We start from the raw sequence: 24,374 nt of genomic DNA, 5'->3' as shown, positions 1-24,374 counted from the left end.
CCCTCGGGCTGTCGTACCTCAGCCCAGCACCTCGGCCAGCGGCAGCACGTCCATGCCGTGCGCCTCGGCGACCGGGCCGTAGACGACCTGGCCGGCGTGGGTGTTCAGGCCGAGAGCGAGCGCTGGGTCGTTGCGCAGCGCCTGCTGCCAGCCCTGGTTGGCCAGTTCGAGGGCGTACGGCAGGGTGACGTTGGTCAGCGCGTAGGTGCTGGTGTTCGGCACCGCGCCCGGCATGTTCGCCACGCAGTAGAAGATCGAGTCGTGGACCTTGTACACCGGGTCGGCGTGCGTGGTGGGGCGCGAGTCCTCGAAGCAGCCGCCCTGGTCGATGGCGATGTCGACGAGCACGCTGCCCGGCTTCATCCGGGAGACCAGCTCGTTGGAGATGAGCTTCGGGGCCTTCGCGCCGGGCACCAGCACCGCGCCGATGACCAGGTCGGCGTCGAGCACGGCCCGCTCGATCTCGTAGGCGTTGGAGGCGACGGTCTGCAGGTGGCCCCGGTAGATGGCGTCGGCCTGGCGCAGCCGGGCGACGTTCTTGTCCAGCAGCAGCACCTCGGACTGCAGGCCCAGCGCGATGGCGGCGGCGTTCAGGCCGGAGACACCGGCGCCGATGACGACGGTCTTGGCCGCGTACACGCCGGAGACGCCGCCGGGCAGCACGCCCCGGCCCCCGCCGGTGCGCATCATGTAGAAGGCGCCGACCTGCGGGGCGAGCCGGCCGGCCACCTCGGACATCGGGGCGAGCAGCGGCAGCGAGCGGTCGGGCAGCTCGACGGTCTCGTAGGCGATGCCGGTGACCTTCCGGTCGACCAGCGCGTCGGTGCACTCCTTCGAGGCGGCCAGGTGCAGGTAGGTGAAGAGCACCTGCCCCTCGCGCATCCGGTGGTACTCCTCGGCGATCGGCTCCTTCACCTTGAGCACCAGCTCGGCGGTGTCCCAGACCTCGTCGGCGGTGGCCAGGATCTTGGCGCCGGCGGCGGCGAACTCGTCGTCGGTGATGCTGGAGCCGACGCCCGCGCCGGACTCGACGAAGACCTCGTGGCCGTGGCGGGTGAACTCGTTGACGCCCGCGGGCGTGATCGCCACGCGGTACTCGTGGTTCTTGACCTCGCGTGGGATTCCGACCTTCACGATGCAGACACCTTCCTCCGGGGAAGCTCACCCCCGACTGCTCGGCGCCGCGGCGGCCCCTTTGCCGACGCGGTCCACCGGTCCCGCCCGGCGGCAGTCTAGGCGCGTGGGAACCCCACGGAGGCCAACACAGTGACATCCGGTGCCCGGTCGTGCTGACGGTGTGTCAGGCATGGACCGGGCTGGGCGGTGGAGACCGCCTCAGCCGTCAGGACAATGTTCGGTAAATATCCTTCCACCGTCGGGGCGGCGGTGCGGACAGGACGGCAGTGGATCACTATGGTGTCCGCTCATGACCACTCCTCCTTACCAGCAGTACCCGCAGGGCGTCTCGGACAAGAGCAAGGTCGTCGCGGGCATCCTGGGCATTCTGCTCGGCAGCTTCGGCGCCGGCCGGTTCTACACGGGCCACACCAAGATCGCGGTGGCCCAGCTGCTCGTCAGCCTCTTCACCTGCTTCATCGGCGGCATCTGGGGCTTCATCGACGGCATCCTGATCCTGGTCAACGGTGGCACCGACGCCCAGGGACGTCCCCTGCGCGACTGAGCGCAGACACAGCGAAAGGGGCCGCGCGGTGTTCGCACCGCGCGGCCCCTTCGTCGTCCGACCCTGCTCAGCGGGGCAGCGGCGCCTCCGGGCGGCGCAGCTCGGCGAAGCCGGTCTCCCGGGCGCGGGCCGCGGCGAGCAGCCCGGCCACGCAGGAGGCGTTGCTGATCTCGCCGGCCAGCACCATCCGGACCGCCTCGTCGAGGTCCACCCGGACCACCTGGAGGTCGGCCTCCTCGTCGCGCCGCTCGTGACGCTGCGCGGCGGGCACCTCGGCGAGGTCGCGGGCCAGGAACACCCGGACCACCTCGTTGCTGAAGCCGGGCGAGCTGTGCAGGTCGACCAGGACGTCGATGCGGCCGGCGGTGAGGTCGGCCTCCTCGGCCAGCTCACGGGCCGCCGCGGTGGCCAGGTCCTCGCCCCGGACATCCATGAGCCCGGCGGGCAGCTCCCACAGGTGCCGGCCCACCGGGTGCCGGTACTGCCGGATGAGCACCACCTGGCCGGCGTCGTCGAGGGCCAGCACGGCCACCGCGCCGACGTGCGTCACGTAGTCGCGGGTGCCGGTGCCCCCGCCGGGCATGGTGACGTCGTCGCTGACCACCGAGAAGATCCGGCCCGACCAGATCTCCCGGTGCTCCGTCACCTCGTACCGGTGCTCCACGGCGCTCACGACGCCCCCTCGCTTCGCTCGGCGGCGCCGCGAAGCGCCGCGCTGCTGAGCCGAATGGTTCGCTCGCTCCGCTCGCTCACGACGCGGACGCCGCCTTGGCCGACGTGGCGGCGCCGCCGTTGCGGCCGGCCTTCTTCGCCGCGGCCTCCGCCGGGGCGTCCAGGTCGACCGGGAGCTGGTCGGACTCGGAGTACGCCACGGCGGCCTTCACGAACGCGGCGAACAGCGGGTGCGGCCGGGTCGGCCGGCTCTTCAGCTCGGGGTGCGCCTGGGTGGCCACGAAGAACGGGTGCAGGTTCCGCTCCAGCTCGACGAACTCGACCAGCCGGCCGTCGGGCGAGGTGCCGGAGATGGTGAGGCCGGACTTGGTGAGCTGGTCGCGGTAGGCGTTGTTCACCTCGTACCGGTGGCGGTGCCGCTCGCTGACCTCGGTGCTGCCGTACGCCTCGGCGACCAGCGAGCCCTCGGCCAGCTTCGCCGGGTACGCGCCGAGCCGCATGGTGCCGCCCAGGTCGCCCTTGCCGGCGACGATGTCCTCCTGGTCGGCCATGGTGGCGATGACCGGGTGGGTGGCCTCCTCGTCGAACTCCAGCGAGTTCGCCCCGTCGAGGCCCGCTAGGTGGCGCGCGACCTCGATGGTCATGCACTGGAGGCCGAGGCAGAGGCCGAGCAGCGGGATGCCGTTCTCCCGGGCGTACCGGGCGGTGCCGATCTTGCCCTCGATGCCGCGGACGCCGAAGCCGCCGGGGATCACGATGCCGTCGACGCCGGCCAGGGCCGCCGCCGCGCCGGCCGGGGTGACGCAGTCGTCGCTGGGCACCCAGCGCAGCTGCACGCGGGCCCGGTGGCCGAAGCCGGCGGCCCGGATCGCCTCGCTCACCGACAGGTACGCGTCGGGCAGGTCGACGTACTTGCCGACCAGCGCCACGGTCACGGTGTGGCGCGGCTGGTGCACCCGGTCGAGCAGGTCGTCCCAGCGGGTCCAGTCCACGTCGCGGAAGGAGAGGCCGAGCCGGCGCACCACGTACGCGTCGAGGCCCTCGCGGTGCAGCACCTTGGGGATGTCGTAGATGCTCGGCGCGTCCGGGGCGGCCGTGACGGCCTCCCGGTCGACGTCGCAGTACAGCGAGAGCTTCTCCTTGACCTTGTCCGGGATGTCCCGGTCGCAGCGCAGCACGAGGGCGTCGGGCTGGATGCCGATGCTGCGCAGCTGCGCCACCGAGTGCTGGGTCGGCTTGGTCTTCAGCTCGCCGGACGGCGCCAGGTAGGGCACCAGCGAGACGTGCAGGTAGAAGCAGTTGTCGCGGCCCAGGTCGTGGCGGACCTGGCGGATCGCCTCCAGGAAGGGCAGCGACTCGATGTCGCCGACCGTGCCGCCGACCTCGGTGATCACCACGTCGGGGACCTGGCCGTCGGCGTCCGGGTCGGCCATGCCGAGGATCCGCGCCTTGATCTCGTTGGTGATGTGCGGGATGACCTGGACCGTGTCGCCCAGGTATTCGCCGCGCCGCTCCTTGGCGATCACCGCCGAGTAGATCTGCCCGGTGGTGACGTTCGCCTTGCCGGACAGGTCCCGGTCGAGGAACCGCTCGTAGTGGCCGACGTCGAGGTCGGTCTCGGCGCCGTCCTCGGTGACGAAGACCTCGCCGTGCTGGAACGGGTTCATCGTCCCGGGGTCGACGTTGAGGTACGGGTCGAGCTTCTGCATCACCACGCGCAGCCCGCGCGCGCTGAGCAGGTTGCCGAGGCTGGAGGCGGTGAGGCCCTTACCCAGCGAGGAGGCGACGCCCCCGGTGACGAAAATGTGCCTGGTCGTCCGTGCTGAAGGGGCCAAGGCCTGCTCCCGTGTCGTCCGTAGCGGTCGTGCGAACCGCCGTGCCGATCAGCCAAGTGATCACGCGATCCACGGGATTCCACGGTAACACCTCCCCGGCCCGCAGCGGCGTCGCACCCGCCGTCGGCGCACGTGACGCGTGGTTCGCCTCAGCCGGCGGGCACCTCGGTCGATGCCGGGCCGGGCTGGGCCGGCACCCGGGGCGCCCGGTCGGCGGCGGCGTCCGGCGCCCGCGTACCCCGGTCGTGCTCGGCCGGGGCGCCCTCGGCGGCGACGGCCGGGGCGGGGTCCGGGCCGGCCGCGCCGCCGGTGGCGGAGACCTCGGCCGCGCGCCCGCCGCTGGGCCCCCGCGGCCCGCCGGGCGGGGCGGCCCCGCCCTCGTCCCCGGGACGGCCGCTGCCGGGCTGGGTGCGGTCGGTGGAGTGGTCGAGCACCCGCAGGGCCGCCAGGGCCGCCATGGGGACCACGAGCGCCCCCGCGGCCCCGGCCACGTCCAGCGCCGCGCCGCCCAGGACGCCGCCCAGGCCGGCGGCGACCCCGGTGCCGGCCATCGCCGCCCGGATCGCCGGGTAGATGCCGAACAGCCGCATGAGGCCGCCCCAGGGCTGGAGCAGGGCGAACCAGACCAGCGCCGCGCCGGCCAGGGCCAGCACGGTGAGCGGGCTGTTCACGAGGGTCTGGAAGTTGGCCGTGCTGGACCGGTGCACGGTCAGGCCGCCGGTGCCGTCGCCGAGCGCGGCGAGGAACCGCCCCAGGCTGCCCCGCTCGGCCTCGGGCCGGCCCGCGTCCACCACGGCGAAGCCGATGGTGACCGCCAGCCCGGCCATGGTGGCCCAGGCCAGCCGGCTCACGGTCAGCCAGCCGCCGGTGCAGATGGCGGCGGCGACGCTCACCCCGGCGGTGAGCGCGATCGCGCCGATCGAGTCGGCCCCCAGGTAGGGGCTGCCCACGATGACGACGGCCGCCCCGCCGACCGCGACCATCACCATCGGCCGCAGGGACCGGCGGACCCGCTGGGCCAGCCAGCCGCCGCAGAGCAGGGAGCCGGCGATGAACACGCCCAGCCCCACGGTGCCCAGGCCCGCGTACCGGCCGCCCTCCAGGGCCGAGTAGCCGACCACGCCGTTGAGCTGCAGACGGGAGCCGGTGAGCACGTCCACGCCGACGACCAGGGTCGCCAGGGCGGCCACCGCGCCGAGCGGCCCGAGGGTGCGTTCGTGACCGGGGGTGAGCCGGACCGCGGCGGTGCCGCCGACGGTCAGCAGGGCGGTCACCGTGGCGAACCAGAAGCCCGCGTGCTCCCCCCGCCACCAGGGCACGGCGTCGGCGAGCAGGGCGGCCGGCACGGCGAGCGCGGCGCCGATCAGCAGCAGTTCCACCACCGCCACCACCCGCCGGGAGACCGGCTCGGGCCCGTGCGGGCCGGCGTGCCGGCGGGCGCGGCGCAGCAGCGGCAGCACCGCCACGGCGAGCGCCACCTGGGCGGCGGCGAGCAGGGTGAAGAACCAGCCGGCGACCCGGCGCTGGGCGGCGGCCTCGCGATCCGCGTCGGCGGGCGCGTCGATCGCCGCGCGCAGGTCGCCGGGGCGGCCGTCGACGGACACCGCGGGACGGCCGAGGAACAGCCGCTCGGGCATCGGGCGGCCCAGCGCGGCCAGCGCGGTGGGCGCCAGGTCGACCAGTTGCAGGTAGCCCTCGCGGGCGGTGCTCGGCGAGGTCAGCCAGCCCCGGTCCCAGCCGGGGCCGTCGGCCACCGCGACGTGCAGGCGGGACCGGGCGTCGGTGTCCGAGACCCCGGCCAGCAGGACCAGCGAGCGGGGCGGCCGCGCGGCGAGTACCCGGGCGAGCTGGGCGTCCACCTGGCGGGCCTGGGCGGCCCGGTTGGCCGGGTCCTCGCCGTCGACGCTGCCCAGGTCGACGATGCTCAGGACGCAGGAGCCGAGCAGCTTCGCCGGGTCGGCGGGGAGCACGGGCGCGTACCGGTCGACCCGGCCGAACGGGCGGGCGGCGGCCACCGCGGCGCCCGGGCCGACGGCGGCCGTGCACCGCACCGACTCGGACAGCGCGCCCGGCGTGGCGCCCCAGGAGAGGCGGTCCTGGTTGTACGCGACCACGCTCTCCTGGTCCGGCAGGTTCGCGCCGATGCCGTCGGGTTGCTCGACGCTCACCCCGGTGGCCGGGCAGCCCCCCGCCCGGCTGCCGTTCCAGGCGGCGAAGTTGCCGGCGCCCAGGGTGAGCCAGCCGTCGACCGGGCAGGTGGGCCGGTGCGCGGAGCGCACCGAGAGCGAGCCGATCGAGCCCTGCTCGGCCATCCGCCACAGCGTGGGGGTGGTCTGCGGGTCGACGTCGTCCCAGCGCAGCCCGGCCGACCCGGCCAGCACCACGAAGTCGGCGCTGCGCTCCGGCCCGCCGTTGTCCGGGCGGGCGGCCAGCGCGGTGATGCCGAGCGCCACCACGACCAGGGTCAGCAGCACCGGGGTCAGTCTGCGCAGCATCACCGGGTCCCCGTCGAGTGCTCGGGCGTCAGTTCGGCGTAGAGGTCGACCAGGGCGCCCGTGGTGTCCGCCTCGGTCGGCCAGGTCGCGGCCCGGGCCGCGGCCCGGCGGGCCAGGTCGGCCCGGCGTGCCTCGTCGTCGAGCAGGTCGCGCACCGCCGCGTCGACGGCGTCCACGTCGCCGGCCGGTACCAGCACCGCCGCGTCGCCGACCAGGTCCGGCAGGCCACCGACGGCGGTCGCCACCAGCGGTACGCCGGCACCCAGCGCCTCCTGCGCGAAGAGCTGGCGGGCCTCCCAGTCGCTGGTCACCACGGCGAGGTCGGCGGCGGCCAGCAGGTCGGCCACGTCGGTGCGGTGCCCGAGCAGGGTCACCGGCGCCCGGGCGGCCGAGATGCGCGCGGCCAGTTGCAGGTACGCGGGCCCGCTGCCGGCGATCACGACCAGCGGCGCAGGCCGCCGGGTACGCCACCGGGCGGCCGCGTCGACGAGGATGTCGTACCGCTTCTGCGGGTGCAGCCGGCCCACCGAGACGATCAGCGGCCGGTCGGCGGTGACCCCGAACTCGGCGCGGACGGCGGCGCGGCGGCGGCGCGGCGCCGGCAGCGCCGGCGCCGCGACCGGGGCGAGGCGGGCGTCGGCGGCGCCGAGCGCGGCGGCCCGGTCGACCAGGTCGGCGGAGGCGCCCAGGGCGACCCGCACGTTCCGGGCCACGATCCGCTCGGCGAGCCGGGACAGCCCGCCGCGCAGCCCGCCGGCCAGCACGGCGTTGTGCCAGGTGACCACGAGCGGGGCGGCCGGCCGGGCGAGCACGGCGACCAGGCCGGCGCGCAGCCCGTGCGCGTGCACCACGTCGACCGGCGGATCCGCGAGAGCCCGGCGCAACGCGGCGACGGCCCGCGCGTCAGCCGGGGTGGGGCTGGCCGGGATCTCCACGGGCGCGAACCGCGCGCCCGCCCCGGTGAAGTCGAACTGGTCCTGGGTGGCGGCCGGGCCGCAGACCAGCACGGACGCTCCCGCTTCGGTCAGGCCCCGGGCGATCGAGCGGACGTGCTGCCCCACACCACCGGTGCTGGAGGCGAGCACCAGGGCCACCGAGCCGGGCCACCGCCGCGCCGACGAGGCGTCCGTCATGAGGAAACGGTCTCCTTTCCGTCGCCCCGCTCGCCGGGGCGGTGGTCCTCCCGCGTGCCGTCGCCCCCGCCGGGAGGGCGTCGCCGGCCGAGCCGGCGGGTCACCGCCGCGAGCAGCGGCCGGACGTCGCGGGCGTCGGCCGACCAGGCGACGGCGAGGAACAGGGCGCCGACCACGACCCCGGACAGCATGCCCTGACCGAGGGCCTCCGCTGTCGTCGGGGTGCCGTCGGTGAGCCCGGCGAGTCCCCGCGCGGTGGCCGCGCCGCCGAGGCCGGCGACCGCGGCGGCGAGCAGGCCGGCGGCTCCGGCCCGGCCGACACCGGCCAGGGCGTCCCGGCCCGCGGAGCGGACCACGGCGGCGATGAGCAGCGCGCCGAGCACGAGCATGCCACCGGAGGTGGCCAGGGTCACGGCCGGCACGCGGTGCTGCACGGGCAGGGCGTGCCCGAGCAGGACCGCCAGGACGGGCACGGTCAGCCAGCCCACCGCGGTGGCGACCGTGGCCGCCCGGGCCTCGCCGCGGGCGTAGAGCGCGCGGGTGAGCACGGCGAAGAGGCCGTAGCCGACCAGCCCGGGGGCGAAGCCGGCGATACCGGCCGCCGCGGTGCGCGCCGCCTCGCCGGTGAAGAAGAAGTGCCCGACCGGGATCGCCGTGCCGACCAGGGCGGCGGCGCCGAGCAGGCTGAACAGCACCACCCCGCGCACGGCCGGGGCCAGCGTCGTGCGGTAGGTCCGCTCGTCGCCGGCCGCTCGAGCCGCGGCCAGCGTCGGGTACGCGGCCACCGCGAGCGGCACCGCCAGCACCGACCAGGGCAGGAAGTAGATCGTCTGGGCGATGTTGTAGATGCCCGGGTCGGCCGCCGACCCGTAGGAGACCTGGTTGAGCACGACCATCAGGGCGACCTGCTGGGCGCCGACGGTGACCACCCCGGCGACGGCCAGCCCGCCGACGCGGGCCCGGGCGTCGGCGGGGAACCGGAAGCCCGGGCGCAGCGGTAGCCGCAGCCCGCGTAGCGGGACGAGCAGCGAGAGCGAGAGCACCACGACGCCGAGGGTGGTGCCGCCCGCCAGCAGCAGCTCGCCTCCCCCACTCACCCGCCCGACGGTCGCCAGCCGCCCCTCCGCGGCGGTGAAGCCGAGGTAGACGGCGATGACGGTGACGCTGGACAGCAGCGGGGCGATCACCGGCCAGGCGAAGCGCCGGTGTGCCTGGAGCACTCCGGTCAGCACGATGCCGACGCCGTAGAGCGGCAGCTGGGGGGCGAACAGCCGCAGCATCCGCGCCCCGGTCTCCTGCTGCACCTCGCTCAGGCCGGACCCCTGCAGCGCGACCAGCGGGTCGGCGAGCAGCGCGACCAGCACCGCGAGGGGCACCAGCAGGGCCAGCACCCAGGTGAGCAGGGCCCCGGTGGTGGCGGCCACGGCCCGCCGGTCGCCCGCGTCGACGGCGCCGGCCAGCAGCGGTACGACCAGGCTGGCCAGCGCGCCGCCGGCGACGATCTCGAAGATGAAGTTCGGCAGGTTGTTCGCCACCACGTACGCGCCACCGAGGTCGGTGGGGGCGAGCGTCCAGGTGAACACGGCGGTGCGGCCGAAGCCGGCGAGCCGGCTGACCACGGTGAGGACGGCGATGAGGGCGGCCGCTCCGGCCACGCGGCCGGCGCCGGCGAGGAGTGCCGGTTTCGTCACGTCAGTCGGCGAGCCGGCCCAGCTCGTCGAGGTGCCGCAGCCCCGGGGTCCGCTGGATCACCTGGGTGAAGCTCACCTTCTCGCTGGCGGCGGTGAGGGCGGCGAGCACGGCCAGCACGCCGGCGCGGCCCAGCGGCCCGGTCCGCGCGGCCAGGCTCACGCCGAGCAGCGCGCCGAGCGCGTTGGCGCCGCTGTCGCCGAGCATGACCCGCTCGTCGAGGTCCTCCCGGACCAGCCCGGCGGCCGCACCGACCGCGCCCGCCGCGATGCCCCCGTACGGGCCGGCGGTGAGCGGGGCGCCGAGCAGCAGACCGGACTTGAGGGCCCGGCCGGGGCGCAGGTCGAGCAGGTTGACGAGGTTGGCGGTGCCGGCCACCACGCCGGCACCGAGCAGCACGTCCAGCCCGCGGCCCAGGGCGCCGGCCCGCTGCCGGCAGGGGTGCGCGGCGACCCGCGGGTCGGCGGCCAGCAGTGCCGCAGCGCCGAGCCCGGCCGCGCCCACGCCGGCGATCTTGACCAGCCCGGCGGTGACCCGCCCCTCGCGCAGCGCCGCGAGGTGCCCCGCGAAGCCCTTCGCGGCCTTCTGGTCGGGACGCGCGCCCACGATGTCGTCGTAGAGCCCCACGGAACCCGCGCCCACACCGGCGAGCAGGGCGGCCGCGCCGGCCGGGGCGCTGCCCGCGCCGAGGGCGCCCCCGGCGGCCGCGCCGACCGCGAGGGCGGGACCGGCGGCCAGGGTCACGGTGCGGCCCCGGAAGTTGGTGCGCTCCAGCGCCGGCGCGCCCGGCGACGTGCGCACCTCCCGAAGCACGTAGCGGGCGGCGAGCGCCCCCGCGCCGACGGCCAGCAGCCGACCCAGTCTCACGCGAACCCTCCGATCCGGATGTTGAGCGCGACGCGGCACGGACCGGTCACTGGGGCAGTTTAGGCAGCAGGCCGCCGGCGTTGTCGCCGACGCCGTACTGGCCGGCCTTCTTCTCGGTCAGCTGCTGCACGAGGGCGAGGCTGGTGACCAGCTGGCCCTGCACGGTGTTGGCGTTGTCGACGGTCGAGATCGTCTGGGACAGCACCGGGTCACCCCGGACCACGGCGACCACGTTGCCGCCGGCCGAGCCCATGCCGCCGACCACGATCGCGCCGATACGGTCGAACTGCTCGGCGATCTTCACCACCGACTCGTCCTTCTCCGCCGAGAACTTGTCGACGTAGGGCTGGCCGCTGACCACCACGACCGCCTCCGCGGCGCCGCCGATCTTGTCCTCCGGGGTGAGGTAGCCGGCCGTGGCGTACTGCTGCACGACCGCCCGGCGGTCCGCGTCGCTCACCGGCGGGCTGCCCTGCGGCCGGTCCAGCAGCACGCTGGCCAGCAGGGCGCTGGAGGTCTCCACGCCGTGCCCGTTGCCGGGCAGGCCGGCGGTGGGCACGCTGTTCGGGCGTGCGGCGGTGACGGCCAGCTCCAGCAGGTTGTTGTTGCTGTCCGGGTTGAGGAACTTGTCCTGGACGTCGATGCGGGCCGTGACGTTGGCCCCGGCGAGCTGGAGCATCTTCACGACACCCTCGGTGTGGTCGCGCCCGCTGGGCAGGCTGAGCACCAGCACGCGCCGGCCGGTCAGCTTGCCGGGGAGGATGACCTGCGCCATCTCGGCGGCGAAGTCCTCCTCCATGTCCAGTTCCTTCTGGAGGCTGTTGACCGACTGGCGCATCAGCGAGTTGTCCTTGCTGAGCCCGTTGACCCGCTCCTTGAGCGAATCGGCCACCGGACCGTTGAGGGCGGCCGTGCCGACCACCAGGCCGATGGCCAGGGCCAGGAAGACCGCGGTCAGGGACACGACGTGGTAGCGGAAGTTGATCACGCTTGCAGCCTCTTGATCGTCGGGGAGCTAGAAGATCTGGCCGAGCTGGAACACGAAATTGTCCCACCACTCCGACACCACACCCAAATACGCCTTCCCGACTGTGGAGACCGCCACCGCGGAGGCCATCGCGGCCACCGCCGAGAGGATGAGCAGCAGCAGCGAGGAACCGGAGATGCTCTGCCGGTAGAGCCGGCTCACGCCCTTGGCGTCGACCAGCTTGCCGCCCACCTTGAGCCGGGTCAGGAAGGTCGAGGCCATGCCGCCCCGGCCCTTGTCGAGGAACTCCACCAGGGTGGCGTGGGTGCCGACGGCCACCAGCAGCGAGGCGCCCTTCTCGTCGGCCAGCAGCATGGCCAGGTCCTCGCTGGTGGCCGCGGCCGGGAAGGTGATCGCCGGCACGCCGAGGCCCTCGACCCGGGGCAGGCCGGGCGCCCGGCCGTCCGGGTAGGCGTGCACGATCACCTCGGCGCCGCAGCGCAGCACGTCGTCGGTGACCGAGTCCATGTCGCCGATGATCATGTCGGGGGTGTAGCCGGCCTCGACCAGCGCGTCGGCGCCGCCGTCCACGCCGATCAGCACCGGCTTGAACTCCCGGATGTAGGGGCGCAGCACGTCCAGGTCGGCCTTGTAGTCGTAGCCGCGGACCACGATGAGGCAGTGCCGGCCCTGGATCCGGGTCTGGATCTCCGGCACGCCCACGCCGTCGAGCAGCAGGTCGCGCTCCTGCTTGAGGTAGTCCATCGTGTTGGCGGCGAACGCCTCCAACTGCACCGACAGACCCTCCCGGGCGTCGGCCATCGACTTGGCCACGGTCTCCGCGTCCTGGAGGGCACCGTGCGCGACCGGCTCCTCGCCGACGAACACCGTGTTGCCCTCGATGCGCACCACGTCGCCCTCGCGGATCTGCTCGAAGACGCTCTCGCCGAGGTCGTCCAGGAGCGGGATGCCGGCCGCGATCAGCACCTCGGGGCCGAGGTTCGGGTAGCGCCCGGAGACCGACGGCTTGGCGTTGAGCACGGCGGCGACACCGACGGCGACCAGCGAGTCGGCCGCCACCCGGTCCAGGTCGACGTGGTCGATGACCGCGATGTCACCGGGGCGCAGCCGGCCGACCAGCCGTTTCGTCCGGCGGTCGAGGCGCGCGGTGCCGAGGACCGAGCCCGGTTCCGCGCTCCGGCTCCGGCGCAACGTGGGTAGACGCATCGTGACCATCCTGGCATGTGAGGCAGGTATTGCTGTCGCGACATGCCTGAGCAGGGCCGCCTACCCAGGGAAGCACACCGGAGCGCACGCCGGTGTGCTTGCGCTCACAATCCCGGCATCACGGGCGCCTTTCCTTGGCCGCCACGGCCAGGAGTTCCTCGGCATGGGCGATACCCAGATCCGAGTCCGGCAAACCGGCGAGCATCCGCGCCAGCTCCCGGGCCCGCTCGGTGTCCTCCACCACCCGCACGCCGCTCGTGGTGACCGCTCCCCCGGTGTCCTTCGCCACCACGAGGTGCCGGTCGGCGAACGCCGCGACCTGGGGCAGGTGGGTGACCACCAGCACCTGGTGGCTGCGGGCCAGCCGGGCCAGCCGCCGGCCGATCTCCACGGCGGCCCGCCCGCCGACGCCGGCGTCGACCTCGTCGAAGACCAGCGTGGGCGGCCCGCCGGAGCCGGCGAAGACCACCTCGATGGCGAGCATCACGCGGGACAGCTCGCCGCCGGAGGCGCCTCGCTGCAGCGGCAGCGCGGGCGCGCCCGGGTGGGCCAGCAGGCGCAGCTCCACCTCGTCGGCCCCGTCCGGCCCCACGCCGGCCTCGACCCCGTTGACCGGCAGGCTCGGCTCGGCCCGCCCGGCCGGCCTGGGCAGCACGGCCACGTCGATGCGGGCGTGCGGCATGGCCAGCCCGGCCAGCTCGACGGTGACCTGCTCCGCGAAGCGGACCGCGGCCTCCTGCCGGGAGGTGGAGACCCGGGCGGCCAGGTCGGCCACCTCGCCGGCGAGCCGGGCCGCCTCCTTGTCCAGCTCGTCCAGCAGCTCGTCGGAGGTGTCCAGGTCGGACAGCCGGGTGCGGGCGCGCTCGGCCCAGGCGATCACGCCGTCGACGTCGTCGGCGTACTTCCGGGTGAGGCCGCGCAGCGCGGCCCGGCGCTCGTAGACGGTCTGCAGGCGGGCCGGGTCGGCGTCGAGGGCGGCGAGGTAGGTCGACAGCTCCGCGGAGACGTCGGTGACCAGGGTGGCGGCCTCCTCCAGCCGGGCGGCCAGCTCGCCCAGGGCCGGATCGGTGCCGGCCTGCGCCTCCAGCGTGCGCCGGGCGGTGCCCAGCAGCGCGGTGGCGTCGGGGCTGTCGTCGGCCGCCTCCACGCCGCCGGCCACGCACTGCTGCGCCACCTGGGCCGCGGTGCGCAGCCCCTCGGCGTGCTCCAGGCGCTGCGCCTCCGCCTTCAGCTCGTCGTCCTCGCCGGGCTGCGGGTCGACCCGGGTGATCTCGTCGAGGCCGAGCCGCAGCAGGTCGGCCTCCTGGTTGCGCTCACGGGCGTTGCGCCGCCGGTCGGCCAGGTCGTCGACCACCGCCCGCCACCGGGTGTACGCCTCGCGCAGCGCGTCGAGCAGCTTCTCGTGCTCCGGGCCGGCGAACCGGTCGAGCGCGGCCCGCTGCTCGGCCGGCCGCAGCAGGCGGAGCTGGTCGGACTGGCCGTGCACGGCCACCACCTGCTCGCCGACCTCGCCCAGCATCGACACCGGCATGCTGCGGCCGCCCAGGTGTGCGCGGGACCGGCCCTCGACGGTGACGGTGCGGCTCAGCAGCAGTGAGCCGTCCTCGTCGGGCTCGCCGCCCGCGTCGGTGATCCGGGCGTGCACCGTCTCGGCCACCCGGCCGTCCAGGCGCAGCCGGCCCTCCACCACGGCGCGGCCCGGCTCGGCCCGCACCCGGCCGGCATCGGCCCGGCCGCCGAAGAGCAGGCCGAGGCCGGTCACCACCATGGTCTTGCCCGCACCGGTCTCGCCGGTGATGACGTTCATCCCGCCGGTCAGCGGCAGCGTGGTGTCCTCGATGACGCCCAGTCCGGTGATGCGCAGCTCTTCCAGCACAGCACCCGACAGTAGACGCGTCCTCCGACACTTGACCAGCCGGCGCGGGGCCGGTGGCGGGGTCGTACAGTTCTGCCCCGTGCTGGACGTGATCGGCCTGACCCCGGACGAGGAGCGGCTCTACCGCTGCCTCGTGCAGCTCACGACGGCGACGGTCGGGGAGCTGACCGAGCGGTTGGGCCTCCCCCGGGCGGACCTGCTGGCCCAGCTCGAAGCCCTGCGCGGCAAGGGACTCGTGCTGCCGCCCGGACCGGAGCCCGACGCGCCGCTGCGGCCGCTGGCGCCCGACGTCCCGCTCGGCGAGGCGCTGCTGCGCCGCCAGGAGGCGCTCGAGTCGGCCCGCGCGGCGGTCACCCAGCTCACCGAGGAGTACCGGGCCGGGATGCGCCGGCACGACGCCGGGCACCTCGTCGAGGTCGTCACGGGCGCCCGGGCGCTGCGCGAGCGGCTGCGCGACCTGCAGAACGGCGCCCGGGCCGAGGTGCTCTGGTTCTGCCGGGCGAATCCCCTGGCCATGGCCGGCCAGGAGAACGTCGAGGAGTTCGACGCGCTGGCCCGCGGGGTCCGCTACCGGGCCATCTACGAGCGCGAGATGCTCCTCGAACCGGGCGCGCTCGCGGACGTCGAGCAGGGCGTACGTGCCGGCGAACAGGCCCGCGTCCTCGACCGGCTGCCGGTCCGGCTGGCCATCGTGGACGGCCGGACGGCGGTGTGCCCGCTGGTGCCCGAGCGGGGCAGCGGTGAACCGACCGCCGCGGTCATCGGCCGCAGCCAGCTGCTGGACGCGCTGGTCGCCCTCTTCGAGAGCCACTGGCTGATGGCGACGCCGGTGAGCTCGTCCGCCGCGCCGATCGAGGACCGGGCGGGCGGGGGGTACCGGCCGGACGCCGAGGAGGTCCGGCTGCTGTCGCTCTTCGTGGCCGGGGTGCCGGACAAGTCCATCGCCTCGCAGCTCGGCGTGAGCCGCCGCACGGTGCAGCGACGTCTCGCCGACCTGATGGCCGTGGCCGGGGTCGACACCCGGCCGGGTCTGGCCTACCAGGCCGCCCGCCGCGGCTGGCTCTGACCCGCCCGACACCCCCCGCCACCGGCCGCGCCGCCGCCGGCCCCGCTTCCCGAGTGCGGTGCCGGCGGCAGCGGCGGCCGCGGCGCCGTCCGGGGCGCCCACCGCCGTAGAAGGCGGGCACCCCGGACGGACGGGGTTGACGTCCGCGCGGGCGAGGAGGCTCGGTCCCGCGCGGACGTCGGCTCAGCGCAGGCCGTACGCGTCGAGCACGGTCTGGTCGACGGTGCTGCCGGCCCGGTCACCGGCGTGCACCCGCAGCGACACCGTGCCGCGCCCGGCCGGCACCGTCGCGGTGAACCGCGCGCCCGAGCCGCGCACCGGCACGCTCCGCCAGGTGCTTCCGCCGTCGAACGACACCTCCACCCGCACCCCGACCCCGCTCGGCGCCGGTACGCCGACCGGCTGGCGCAGCGTCAGCCCCACCTGGTGCGGCCGGCCGCCGGGCACCTCGCCCCGCAGGTCCGCGGGGACCTGATAGTCGACCTGCAGCAGCGACAGCGGCCGGGCCGCGTCGCCGTCCGGACGGGCCGAGGTGAACTGCCAGGCCGTCTCGGTACGCGTGGCCCACCGCCACTCGTCCGAGGCGCGCCGTGTGGTGACGTCCAACCGGTACCGGGCCGCGCCCGGGGTGGTCGCCACCGGCGCCCAGCCGCCGGAGAGGTCGGCGATCTGCTGCCCGTCCCGGCTCAGCCGGCGCTCGACGGTGTCCTGCTCCTCGCCCCAGCCGGCCGCGGCGTAGTGGCCGTCGGCGTCGACGAACTCGGCCACCGGCAGGTTCAGGCTGTCGCCGGTGCGCGTGGGCACCGGCGCTCCGGCGCCCGCCGGCACGGCCGGCCGGACCACCGGGGCGTGCCAGGTCTCGCTGACCCGGTCGTCGGCGGCGTACTGCCGGGGCTGCTGGGTGAGGCCGCCGAGCAGCGGCCCCCAGGACCAGGTGAGTCGGTGCAGCACCCGCTGCTGCCACCAGTTGTCCCCGGCGCTGACGAACTCCTGCCGGCTGGTGCCGGTACGCACCATCCGCTGGTCGTCGTTCCAGGAGTACTCCTGCCAGGGACGCCAGCCGAACCGCTGCTCACTGGCCCAGTCGGACCCGCCGGTGTCGGCGTAGCGGGTGGTCACCTCGGCGGTGTTGTCCGCCGTCACCCGGTGCACGATCCGCTCCGGGACCCGCCCCTTCGACACCTGCCACACGTCGTAGAGGTAGGGGCTGTCCACGGTCAGCGTGACGTCCAGGGTCGCGCGGCCGCGCTTCGCCGCCGCGATCATCGGCTGTCCGTCGTCGTACGCGACCACCAGCGACGGGATCGGCAACCGGTCCCCGTCCGGGCGCCAGACCGTCCACGCGCTCCGGTCCGCCGGCCGGACGATGAGCACCATGGCGGCGCCGGCCGCCGCGGCGTCGGCGATCTGGTCCTCCTCGGCGCGGTCGTAGCTGCCGGCCACCAGCGCGGCCGCACCCCGGACCCCGGCCCGGGCCAGCTCGGCGGCGGTGCCGTCGCCCGCCCAGACCAGCGGGAGCTTGCGCCGGCCCGCCGGAGCCGGCGACTGGCCGAGCAGGTTGATGTCCAGCGGACCGGAGACGTCGCTGACCTGGGCGTCCACCATGGGCGCCACCAGCTGCCAGCGGGAGGCGAACTCGAACTCGCCCCGACTCACCTGCCGCGTCGGGGTGACGTTGACCTGCTGGGTCGTGCTGAAGTTCATGACGCCGTGGTCGACCTGGCGCCCGTTGCCGAAGATCCGGTGCTCGTAGAAGCTGATCACCGCCCGCTGCTCGGTCGGCTTCGGCGTCTCGATCCGCACCGGAGTGCCCTTGCGCGGGTCGAGCACCACGGTGAGGTCGCGATCCACCATGAGCTCGGGATCGGTGACCAGGGTGATCTGCTCGTCCAGCGGGGCGCCGTGCTCGATGAGGCCCTCCAGCAGGTACGGGCCCTCCTCGACCTGCACCTGCCACCCGGTGGGAGGAAGCCAGAGCAGCTGGTCCGAGTCGGCGTGCTCACCGAAGAGGGTGACCGCCGGCGAGACGCCGGGCTGCCCGGCCATGTCCAGGGCGCGCAGGGTGACGGTGTGGATCGGGCCGCTGAGGGTGAGCCCGACGGCCGTCCGTACCGCGACACCGTCCGCGCCGGTGGCCACCAGCCACCCGCCGTGTACGCCGCGGTCCAGCTTCGCCGGGTCGGCGTGCAGCGGGACGTTCACGCTGCCGCCGGCCGGCACGGTCACCTCCGTGCCGTCGAGCGAGATCCCGTCCGGCTCGGCGGCGCCGCTGTCCAGGTTGCGCAGCTCGAGGGCCAGCCGCAGGGTCTGCGGGGACGCGGTGCCGTTGGTGTACGTCACGGTCCGCTCCGCCACCGCGCCGCCGGTGTTCACCCGGCCGAAGTCGGCGGTGGCCGAGCCGTACACCCGCTGGGCGAGCGCGCGGGCCACGTCGACGCGGCCGCCGCCCTGCTCGTAGACGGTCAGCGCGGGGTTCGCCTTCGTGGTGCTGACCAGCGCGTCCTTGAGCTTCTGCGCGGTCCAGTCCGGGTGTTCCTGGGCGAGGATCGCGGCCGCCCCGGCCACGTGCGGGGTGGCCATCGAGGTCCCGGACGCCCGCGTGTACGCGTCGTCCACCGGCGTACCCATCGTGGTGCCTTCGGCGCGAGCGGCGGCGATGCCGACGCCCGGCGCGGTGATCTCCGGCTTCAGGCCGTTGTCGCCGATCCGGGGGCCGCGGCTGGAGAAGTCGGCCAGGTTGTCGTCGCGGTCCACCGCCCCGACGGTGAGGGCGGCACTGGCCGCGCCCGGCGTCCCGACGGTGCCCGCGGCGCCACTGTTGCCGGCGGCGATCACGAAGAGCGTGCCGGTCTCGGCGGTGAGGTCGTTGACCGCCTGGCTCATCGGGTCGGTGCCGTCGGTGGCCGGGCCGCCGAGGCTCATGCTGACCACCTTCGCGCCGGAGTGGCTGGCCCACTCCATGCCCGCGATGATCCCCGAGTCGTAGCCGCTGCCGTTGTCGTCGAGGACCTTGCCGATCAGCAGCTGCGCGCCGGGCGCGACGCCCTTGCGCAGCCCGTCGGACGCGGCCCCGCTGCCGGCGATGGTGGAGGCCACGTGGGTGCCATGGCCGTGGCCGTCCCGGGCGCTGCCGCTGCCGGTGAAGTCCTGCGCCTCGGCGATCCGACCGGCCAGGTCGGGGTGGCCCGAGTCGACGCCGGTGTCGAGCACCGCCACCCGGACACCCTTGCCGTCCCGGCCGGCCGCCCAGGCCGCCGGGGCGCCGATCTGCGGCACGCTGTGCTCCAGGTCCGCGTGGACGCGCCCGTCCAGCCAGACGCGGGCGATGCCGGCGCCGAGCCGGGGCGCGCCGCCGGCGGTCCGGGCCTCAGGCGTGCCCCGCAGCGTGGTCCACAGGCCGCCGAGGTCGCTCTTGCCGACCCGCAGCGCCGCGCCGTTGATGCTCTCCAGCGGCCGGGCGGCGGTGGCGCCGGCGAGCGGCCGGACCCGGCCGGCGGCGGGCTGCTGGTAGCGGACGATCAGCGGCAACGCGCCCTGCGCCGCGTCGCCGTACCCGTCCGCGACCAGTTCCTGCACGTCGAACAGGTCGGCGTCGAGCACCCCGGCGGAGACGTACGGCACGACGTCGCTGGGCAACACCCGCAGCCCGCCGTCGACCTCGAGGGTGTGGAAGGTGATCCGCTCCCGGCCGGGGCCGGGACGGACCGTGGCGGCGACCCGGCCCGGCGCGGCCGGGGCGAGGTCGACCTGGTCGCCCGTGATCAGGGTGATACGGACGGGTGCGGCGGCCGGGGCGGGCGTGGCCGGCCTCGGGCCGGTGGGCCGGGCGGGCGGGTCGGCGGACGCCGGTACGGCGAGTCCGACCACCAGCGCGCCGACCGCGCCGGCGGCGAGCCAGCGTGGGGACCGGTGCATGCGATGCGCTCCTCTACTCGGGTGGCCGGCCTCGGGGGGGATTGAGGCCGGCCGAACCGGAGTCTGCGACGGAGATCATCGGTCGGTCACTAGGTACGCCACGCCGCACCGGCGACATGTCGCCAGGTGGACACGGGTCGAACGCGGTCGGACCACCGGGTGTCGGGCGGATTGCCGGGAGCGCCGGGCGTGGAATGTGGGCGCGCGAGCCGGCGCGGGCGATGGCCGGGGTGCCGGAGCGAGTGCGTCGCCGCCCGGTTCGCGGGCCGCCGTTTCCTCCGACGGCGGCTCGCCGATCCGGCCGACCCGACCGGGGTCGAAACCCGGCCGGGCGCGGCTCGCCGTCCGCCCGCCGCGGCCGGCCGCGACTCCTCCGGCACCCCGACCGTCGTGGACCCGACCACCCCCTGGCCAGGGCCACGACCGCCGGGCCGCGTCGGCCCGGGCGCGGGCGTCACCGCCCCGCCCGGACTCCACCTCGGCGTAGCCCGGACGCCCCGATCGCCGTCGGTGCGCGACGGCGGTACCGGCCCCGGCGGCCGCGCCCGCCGCGGGGGGCGGGACCATCCGCCCCGGCCCGGTGCCGGCGCGGTACGCCGCACCCGGCGCGGCGTGCCGTCGGGGGAGGCTCCTACCGTAACGCGCCCGCGGCCGGACCCGGGTACGCCGAACGGGCCGACGCGAGGTCGGCCCGCCGGTTGTTCGCTGAGCCGCCGGTCAGCGACGGCTGCCGCGCCAGCCCTGCACGGGCAGGTCGAACTTGGCGACGAGGCGGTCGGTGAACGGCCGCGCCCGCAGCCGGACGATGCGCACCGGCAGCGCGCCCCGGCGCACGGTGACCCGGGCCCCCGGGGGCAGGTCGTAGACCCGCCGGCCGTCGCAGCAGAGCACCGCCAGGGTGGTGAACGGGTCCACGGTGATGACGAACGTGGACGTCGGCGCGGTGACCAGCGGGCGGCTGAACAGCGCGTGCGCGCTGATCGGCACCAGCAGCAGCGCCTCCACCTCGGGCCAGACCACCGGCCCGCCGCCGGAGAACGCGTACGCCGTCGAGCCCGTGGGGGTCGCGCAGACCACGCCGTCGCAGCCGTAGCGGGACAGCGGCCGGCCGTCGACGTCGACGAGCAGCTCCAGCATCTGGGCCCGCTCGCCCTTCTCCACGCTGATCTCGTTCAACGCCCACGACTCGACGGTCGGGCCGCCCTCGAACTCGGCCGTGACGTCGAGGGTGAGCCGCTCGTCCACCGTGTAGTTGCGCCCGACCACGTCGCGCACCGCGGTGTCCAGGTCGTCGATCTCGGCCTCGGCGAGGAACCCGACCTTGCCGAGGTTGATGCCGAGCAGGGGCGCCTTGGCCGGGCGGGCCAGCTCGGCGGCGCGCAGGAACGTGCCGTCCCCGCCGAGCGCGAAGACGATCTCGGCGCCCTCGGCGGCCTCCGGGCCGGTCACCGGCACGACCCCGGGCAGGTCCAGGTCGTCGGCCTCCTCGGCGACGACCCGCACCTCGAAGCCGGCCGCGATGAGGTCGGCCGCCACCGCCCGCGCGTGCTCGGTGCTGCGCCGACGCCCCGTGTGCGTCACCAGCAGAGCGGTCCGGCTCACCCGGACACCTCCTCAGTCGTGGCCTCCGGCCCGGCGGCCGGAAATCCCTGCGGGCCGGCGGCCACCACGGCGCGCACCCGGTCGGGGTCCGCGGCGGGCGCGTCCCGGCGTAACCATACGAAGAACTCGACGTTGCCGCTCGGCCCGGGCAGGGGGCTGGCGGCCACGTCGGCGAGGCCCAGCCCGAGCTGCGCGGCCGCGGCGGCCACGTCGAGCACGGCCTCCGCGCGCAACTCCGGGTCGCGGACCACCCCGCCCGCGCCGACCCGCTCCCGGCCGACCTCGAACTGCGGTTTGACCATGAGCGCCAGGTCGCCGTCGGGCCGCGTGCAGCCGGCCAGCGCGGGCAGCACCAGCCGCAGCGAGATGAACGACAGGTCGGCCACCGTCAGGTCGACCGGGCCGCCGATCGCCTCCGGCGTGAGGGTACGCACGTTGGTGCGCTCGAAGACGTGCACCCGCTCGTCGTTGCGCAGCGACCAGGCCAGCTGCCCGTAGCCGACGTCGACCGCCACCACCTCGGCGGCGCCGGCGCGCAGCAGCACGTCGGTGAAGCCACCGGTGGAGGCGCCCGCGTCCAGGCAGCGCCGGCCCGCCACGGTCAGCCCGCCGGGGGTGAACGCGGCGAAGGCACCGGCCAGCTTGTGACCGCCCCGGGAGACGTACTCGTCGGCGGGGTCCTCGCCGGTGACCAGCAGCGGGTCGGCCGGGTCGACCATCGCGGCGGCCTTGCGCGCCCGCACCCCGCGCAACTGGACGCGACCGGCCTCCACCAGCGCGGCCGCCTGCTCACGGGAGCGGGCCAGACCGCGGCGGACGAGTTCGGCATCCAGCCGGGTACGACGTGCCATCGGTGGTTGTTCTCCGCCTCTTTTCAGGCCTGGTCGATGCTGGCCAGGGTCTCGCGCAGCGTCTCGTACGCCGCCTCGTACTGGGCGATCTGGTCCGCCGGGGACAGCGCCTCGGCGTTGATCATGGCGTGCACGGCGGCGTCGACGGCCGGGTGCCGCGCCTCGCCGACCTCCTCGACCGGCGCCGGCCGTACGCCGGGAGGCGGGCCGGGCCGGGGACCGCCCGGCGGCGGCCCGGGACGCGGGCCGGGGCGGAAGGGCGCGGTCACGAGCCGGCACCGCCACTCGGCTTGCGGCCGCCGGCCTTCCTGGCCGGGCGCGTCGGGGCGGCCGGCGACTCCTCGGCCGGGGTCCGCGCGACGGTGGCGGCGGGCTTGCGCGCGATGGCCTTCTTGGCCACGGCCTTCTTCGCGACCGCCTTGGTCTTCGCGGGCACGGGAGGCGCCGAGACGGGCGCCTCGGCGGTGGCCGGGGCCGACGGCTCAGCGGCCGGCGGGGTCGGGGCCGGCCGCCCGGCGCCCGGCCTGACCTCGGCCGCGTGGTCGGCGGCCAGATCCCCCGACGGTGTCACCGCGCCCGCGCCCGCCGTCTCGGCAGCCGGCGGCGGGCCCGCCGGCGCGCGCCCGGCGCCGGCTTCCGGCGTGCCGGTGGTCTTCGGCTCGGTCTCCGCTCCGGTGGTCTTGGCCTCGCGCAGCTGCCGCTCCAGGTCGTGCACCCGGCGGGTCAGCTCGGCGACCTCGTCGGCGGTGGCCAGCCCGACCGCGCCCAGGGCGCGGTCGACCTCGAAGCGGACCAGCTTGGTCAGCGCCTCCCGGTTCGCCATGCCGGTGGAGACCAGCTCCTCGGCGAGCGACTGGAGCTGGGCGGCGGTCGCGCCGCCCTGGCCGACCACGCGCTTCACCGCGTCCTGGGCCTTCTTCCGGGGCGCCTCCGTCAGGCCCATGGCCAGCTCGAGGTAGGCGCGCCACGCGTCCTGCATGCCTGAGTCCTTCCGCGGGGCGGGGTGTGCAGGTGTCACGCTACCGGGCGCCCCGGACGTCCCATTGCGGTACGGTGCCGGGAACGGCGTGGCGCGTGGTGAGGAGATGATGTGGCCAGCGTGGACGAGTGCCGGCAGGCGTTGCAGGACCTGGCCGCGCGGCTGGACCGGCACGCCGACGTGCAGGGGCGGATCGACCTCGACCGCACCCTCGCCTGCCGGATCACCGACCTGGACACGGCGTTCCACGGGCGCCTCGAGGGCGGCCGGCTGGTCGACCTGGCCGACGGCGACGACCCGAAGGCGAAGATCGCGCTGAGCACCAGCAGCGACGACCTGGTCGCCCTGGTGCACGGTCAGCTCGACATCATGAAGGCCGTGGGTGCCCGCCGGGTGTCGATCAAGGCGAACCCGTTGGACCTCATGAAGCTCCGCAAGCTGCTCTGACCCGGCGGGTCAGCCCGCGAGGCCGAGCGCGGCCAGGGCCTCCCCCGCGGCCGCCGACACGGCCCGCACCCGCGGGCCGGCCCCCGTCGACCAGGCCTTTCCGCACAGCGCCGCGAGGGCGTCCAGCGGGCGTCCCGCGCCGTCGAGGACGAGCTCCCCGTCGGCGGCGCTCACCGACCAGCCATCGGCGTCCGCCGGGCCCGGCACCCGCACCACGGCCGCCGGGTCGAAGAGCCCCGCCAGGTCGACGGAGACGTACGCGGGCCGGCGCGACTCGGGCGCGGCCAGCAGCTCGGCCGCGTCGCTGACCCCGGTGAGCACCAGGAGGCTGTCCAGTCCGGCCCGGCGGGCACCCTCGATGTCGGTGTCCAGCCGGTCGCCGACCACCAGGGTCCGCCCCGCACCGGCCCGGTGGGCGGCGGTGGCGAACAGCGCCGGCTCCGGCTTGCCCACCACCACGTCGGGATCCCGCCCGAGCGCGGTACGCAGCACCGCCACGAGCGAGCCGTTGCCCGGCAGCGGGCCGCGCGGGCTGGGCAGGGTGCGGTCGGTGTTGGTGGCGTACCAGAGCGCTCCCGCCCGGACGGCCAGCGACGCCTCCGCCAGGTCGGACCAGCCGACCTGCGGGCCGTACCCCTGGGCCACGGCGGCCGGCTCCTCGTCCACCGTCGACACGGGGCGCAGGCCCACGGCACGCAGCTCGGCGCGCAGCGCCTCCGCCCCGACCACCAGCACCGGCGCGCCGGCGGGCAGCCGGTCGCGCAGCAGCTCGGCGGTCGCGGCCGCGGAGGTCAGCACCTCCTCCGGCCCGGCCGGCACACCCATGCCGGTGAGCAGGTCGGCCACCTCACTGGAGCGGCGCGAGGCGTTGTTCGTGGCGTACGCGACCGAGCGCCCCTCGGCGTGCAGCCTGCCGACCGCCTCGACCGCGCCGGGGATCGGCCGGTCGATCAGGTAGATCACCCCGTCCAGGTCGAACACGACCAGGGCGTACCCGTCGATCAGCCGGCCGCGCGTTCCGGCCCGGTCGCGGTCTCCGCGATCCGGACCGGAACCCGCGTCGTCCCCGGCG

Annotated in this window: 19 protein-coding genes; 3 read left to right on the top strand and 16 right to left on the bottom strand. The window is 75.7% G+C overall.

From position 1 onward, the window contains the following. Window positions 1-18 precede the first annotated feature (18 nt). Window positions 19-1,134, bottom strand: coding sequence for an alanine dehydrogenase (gene ald / locus GCE86_RS05705; protein WP_154225950.1), 1,116 nt, complete (start codon window positions 1,132-1,134; stop codon window positions 19-21). Between the two features lie 292 nt (window positions 1,135-1,426). Here ald and GCE86_RS05700 point away from each other — a divergent pair, with 292 nt between their 5' ends. Then, on the top strand, window positions 1,427-1,681 hold the full coding sequence (locus GCE86_RS05700) for a TM2 domain-containing protein (protein ID WP_204343140.1): 255 nt from the start codon (window positions 1,427-1,429) through the stop codon (window positions 1,679-1,681). Window positions 1,682-1,748: 67 nt separating this feature from the next. On the opposite strand, the gene GCE86_RS05695 is transcribed toward GCE86_RS05700, so the two are convergent. The 9 genes from GCE86_RS05695 to recN form a co-directional block, all read right to left on the bottom strand. Further along, the gene (locus GCE86_RS05695; protein ID WP_154225948.1) at window positions 1,749-2,354 is read right to left on the bottom strand and encodes an NUDIX domain-containing protein; all 606 of its coding nucleotides are present in this window, start codon (window positions 2,352-2,354) and stop codon (window positions 1,749-1,751) included. Between the two features lie 76 nt (window positions 2,355-2,430). Then, entirely contained in the window at window positions 2,431-4,188 is a 1,758-nt protein-coding gene (locus GCE86_RS05690) for a CTP synthase (protein ID WP_154225947.1), read from the bottom strand. A 149-nt stretch (window positions 4,189-4,337) separates the two neighbouring features. After that, window positions 4,338-6,683: a hypothetical protein gene (locus GCE86_RS05685; protein ID WP_154225946.1), complete on the bottom strand. Its 2,346-nt coding sequence runs from the start codon at window positions 6,681-6,683 to the stop codon at window positions 4,338-4,340. Further along, window positions 6,683-7,816, bottom strand: coding sequence for a glycosyltransferase family 4 protein (locus tag GCE86_RS05680; protein WP_154225945.1), 1,134 nt, complete (start codon window positions 7,814-7,816; stop codon window positions 6,683-6,685). The genes GCE86_RS05685 and GCE86_RS05680 overlap by 1 nt, the downstream gene beginning before the upstream one ends. Beyond that, window positions 7,813-9,507, bottom strand: coding sequence for a murein biosynthesis integral membrane protein MurJ (murJ, locus tag GCE86_RS05675; protein WP_154225944.1), 1,695 nt, complete (start codon window positions 9,505-9,507; stop codon window positions 7,813-7,815). Before murJ ends, GCE86_RS05680 begins: the two co-directional genes overlap by 4 nt. 1 nt (window position 9,508) lies before the next feature. Beyond that, window positions 9,509-10,372: a hypothetical protein gene (locus GCE86_RS05670; RefSeq protein WP_154225943.1), complete on the bottom strand. Its 864-nt coding sequence runs from the start codon at window positions 10,370-10,372 to the stop codon at window positions 9,509-9,511. Window positions 10,373-10,418: 46 nt separating this feature from the next. After that, entirely contained in the window at window positions 10,419-11,360 is a 942-nt protein-coding gene (locus GCE86_RS05665; protein WP_154225942.1) for a copper transporter, read from the bottom strand. Between the two features lie 27 nt (window positions 11,361-11,387). Then, window positions 11,388-12,566: a putative cytokinetic ring protein SteA gene (steA, locus tag GCE86_RS05660; RefSeq protein WP_154225941.1), complete on the bottom strand. Its 1,179-nt coding sequence runs from the start codon at window positions 12,564-12,566 to the stop codon at window positions 11,388-11,390. Between the two features lie 118 nt (window positions 12,567-12,684). Then, the gene (gene recN, locus GCE86_RS05655) at window positions 12,685-14,442 is read right to left on the bottom strand and encodes a DNA repair protein RecN (RefSeq protein WP_154225940.1); all 1,758 of its coding nucleotides are present in this window, start codon (window positions 14,440-14,442) and stop codon (window positions 12,685-12,687) included. A 79-nt stretch (window positions 14,443-14,521) separates the two neighbouring features. On the opposite strand from recN, the gene GCE86_RS05650 reads away from it, so the two are divergent. Next, entirely contained in the window at window positions 14,522-15,508 is a 987-nt protein-coding gene (locus GCE86_RS05650; RefSeq protein ID WP_154225939.1) for a helix-turn-helix domain-containing protein, read from the top strand. Between the two features lie 183 nt (window positions 15,509-15,691). Here GCE86_RS05650 and GCE86_RS05645 read toward each other — a convergent pair whose 3' ends face one another. The 5 genes from GCE86_RS05645 to GCE86_RS05625 form a co-directional block, all read right to left on the bottom strand. Next, on the bottom strand, window positions 15,692-19,423 hold the full coding sequence (locus GCE86_RS05645) for a S8 family serine peptidase (protein WP_154225938.1): 3,732 nt from the start codon (window positions 19,421-19,423) through the stop codon (window positions 15,692-15,694). 717 nt (window positions 19,424-20,140) lie between these two features. Beyond that, window positions 20,141-21,025, bottom strand: a complete 885-nt coding sequence (locus GCE86_RS05640; protein WP_154225937.1) for an NAD kinase — start codon at window positions 21,023-21,025, stop codon at window positions 20,141-20,143. Continuing rightward, entirely contained in the window at window positions 21,022-21,876 is an 855-nt protein-coding gene (locus GCE86_RS05635) for a TlyA family RNA methyltransferase (protein WP_154225936.1), read from the bottom strand. Before GCE86_RS05635 ends, GCE86_RS05640 begins: the two co-directional genes overlap by 4 nt. Before the next feature lie 23 nt (window positions 21,877-21,899). Beyond that, the gene (locus tag GCE86_RS05630) at window positions 21,900-22,145 is read right to left on the bottom strand and encodes a hypothetical protein (RefSeq protein WP_154225935.1); all 246 of its coding nucleotides are present in this window, start codon (window positions 22,143-22,145) and stop codon (window positions 21,900-21,902) included. Next, the gene (locus GCE86_RS05625) at window positions 22,142-22,855 is read right to left on the bottom strand and encodes a phasin family protein (RefSeq protein ID WP_154225934.1); all 714 of its coding nucleotides are present in this window, start codon (window positions 22,853-22,855) and stop codon (window positions 22,142-22,144) included. Before GCE86_RS05625 ends, GCE86_RS05630 begins: the two co-directional genes overlap by 4 nt. A 111-nt stretch (window positions 22,856-22,966) precedes the next feature. On the opposite strand from GCE86_RS05625, the gene GCE86_RS05620 reads away from it, so the two are divergent. After that, a complete protein-coding gene (locus GCE86_RS05620; protein ID WP_154225933.1) occupies window positions 22,967-23,302 on the top strand; it encodes an SCP2 sterol-binding domain-containing protein in 336 nt (111 codons plus the stop codon). A 9-nt stretch (window positions 23,303-23,311) separates the two neighbouring features. On the opposite strand, the gene GCE86_RS05615 is transcribed toward GCE86_RS05620, so the two are convergent. Next, window positions 23,312-24,307: an HAD-IIA family hydrolase gene (locus GCE86_RS05615; RefSeq protein WP_204343146.1), complete on the bottom strand. Its 996-nt coding sequence runs from the start codon at window positions 24,305-24,307 to the stop codon at window positions 23,312-23,314. Window positions 24,308-24,374: the final 67 nt, after the last annotated feature.

It is taken from the genome of Micromonospora terminaliae, assembly GCF_009671205.1.
Taxonomy (GTDB): Bacteria; Actinomycetota; Actinomycetes; order Mycobacteriales; family Micromonosporaceae; genus Micromonospora; species Micromonospora terminaliae.
This window is presented reverse-complemented; position numbering and strand designations above follow the sequence as displayed.

Bases quoted from the DNA above. Each gene is read 5' to 3' on its own strand.
- GCE86_RS05645 (WP_154225938.1), bottom strand. From the start codon at position 19,423: ATGCACCGGTCCCCACGCTGGCTCGCCGCCGGCGCGGTCGGCGCGCTG.
- GCE86_RS05635 (WP_154225936.1), bottom strand. From the start codon at position 21,876: ATGGCACGTCGTACCCGGCTGGATGCCGAACTCGTCCGCCGCGGTCTG.
- GCE86_RS05700 (WP_204343140.1), top strand. From the start codon at position 1,427: ATGACCACTCCTCCTTACCAGCAGTACCCGCAGGGCGTCTCGGACAAG.
- GCE86_RS05685 (WP_154225946.1), bottom strand. From the start codon at position 6,683: ATGCTGCGCAGACTGACCCCGGTGCTGCTGACCCTGGTCGTGGTGGCG.
- steA (WP_154225941.1), bottom strand. From the start codon at position 12,566: ATGCGTCTACCCACGTTGCGCCGGAGCCGGAGCGCGGAACCGGGCTCG.
- GCE86_RS05625 (WP_154225934.1), bottom strand. From the start codon at position 22,855: ATGCAGGACGCGTGGCGCGCCTACCTCGAGCTGGCCATGGGCCTGACG.
- GCE86_RS05680 (WP_154225945.1), bottom strand. From the start codon at position 7,816: ATGACGGACGCCTCGTCGGCGCGGCGGTGGCCCGGCTCGGTGGCCCTG.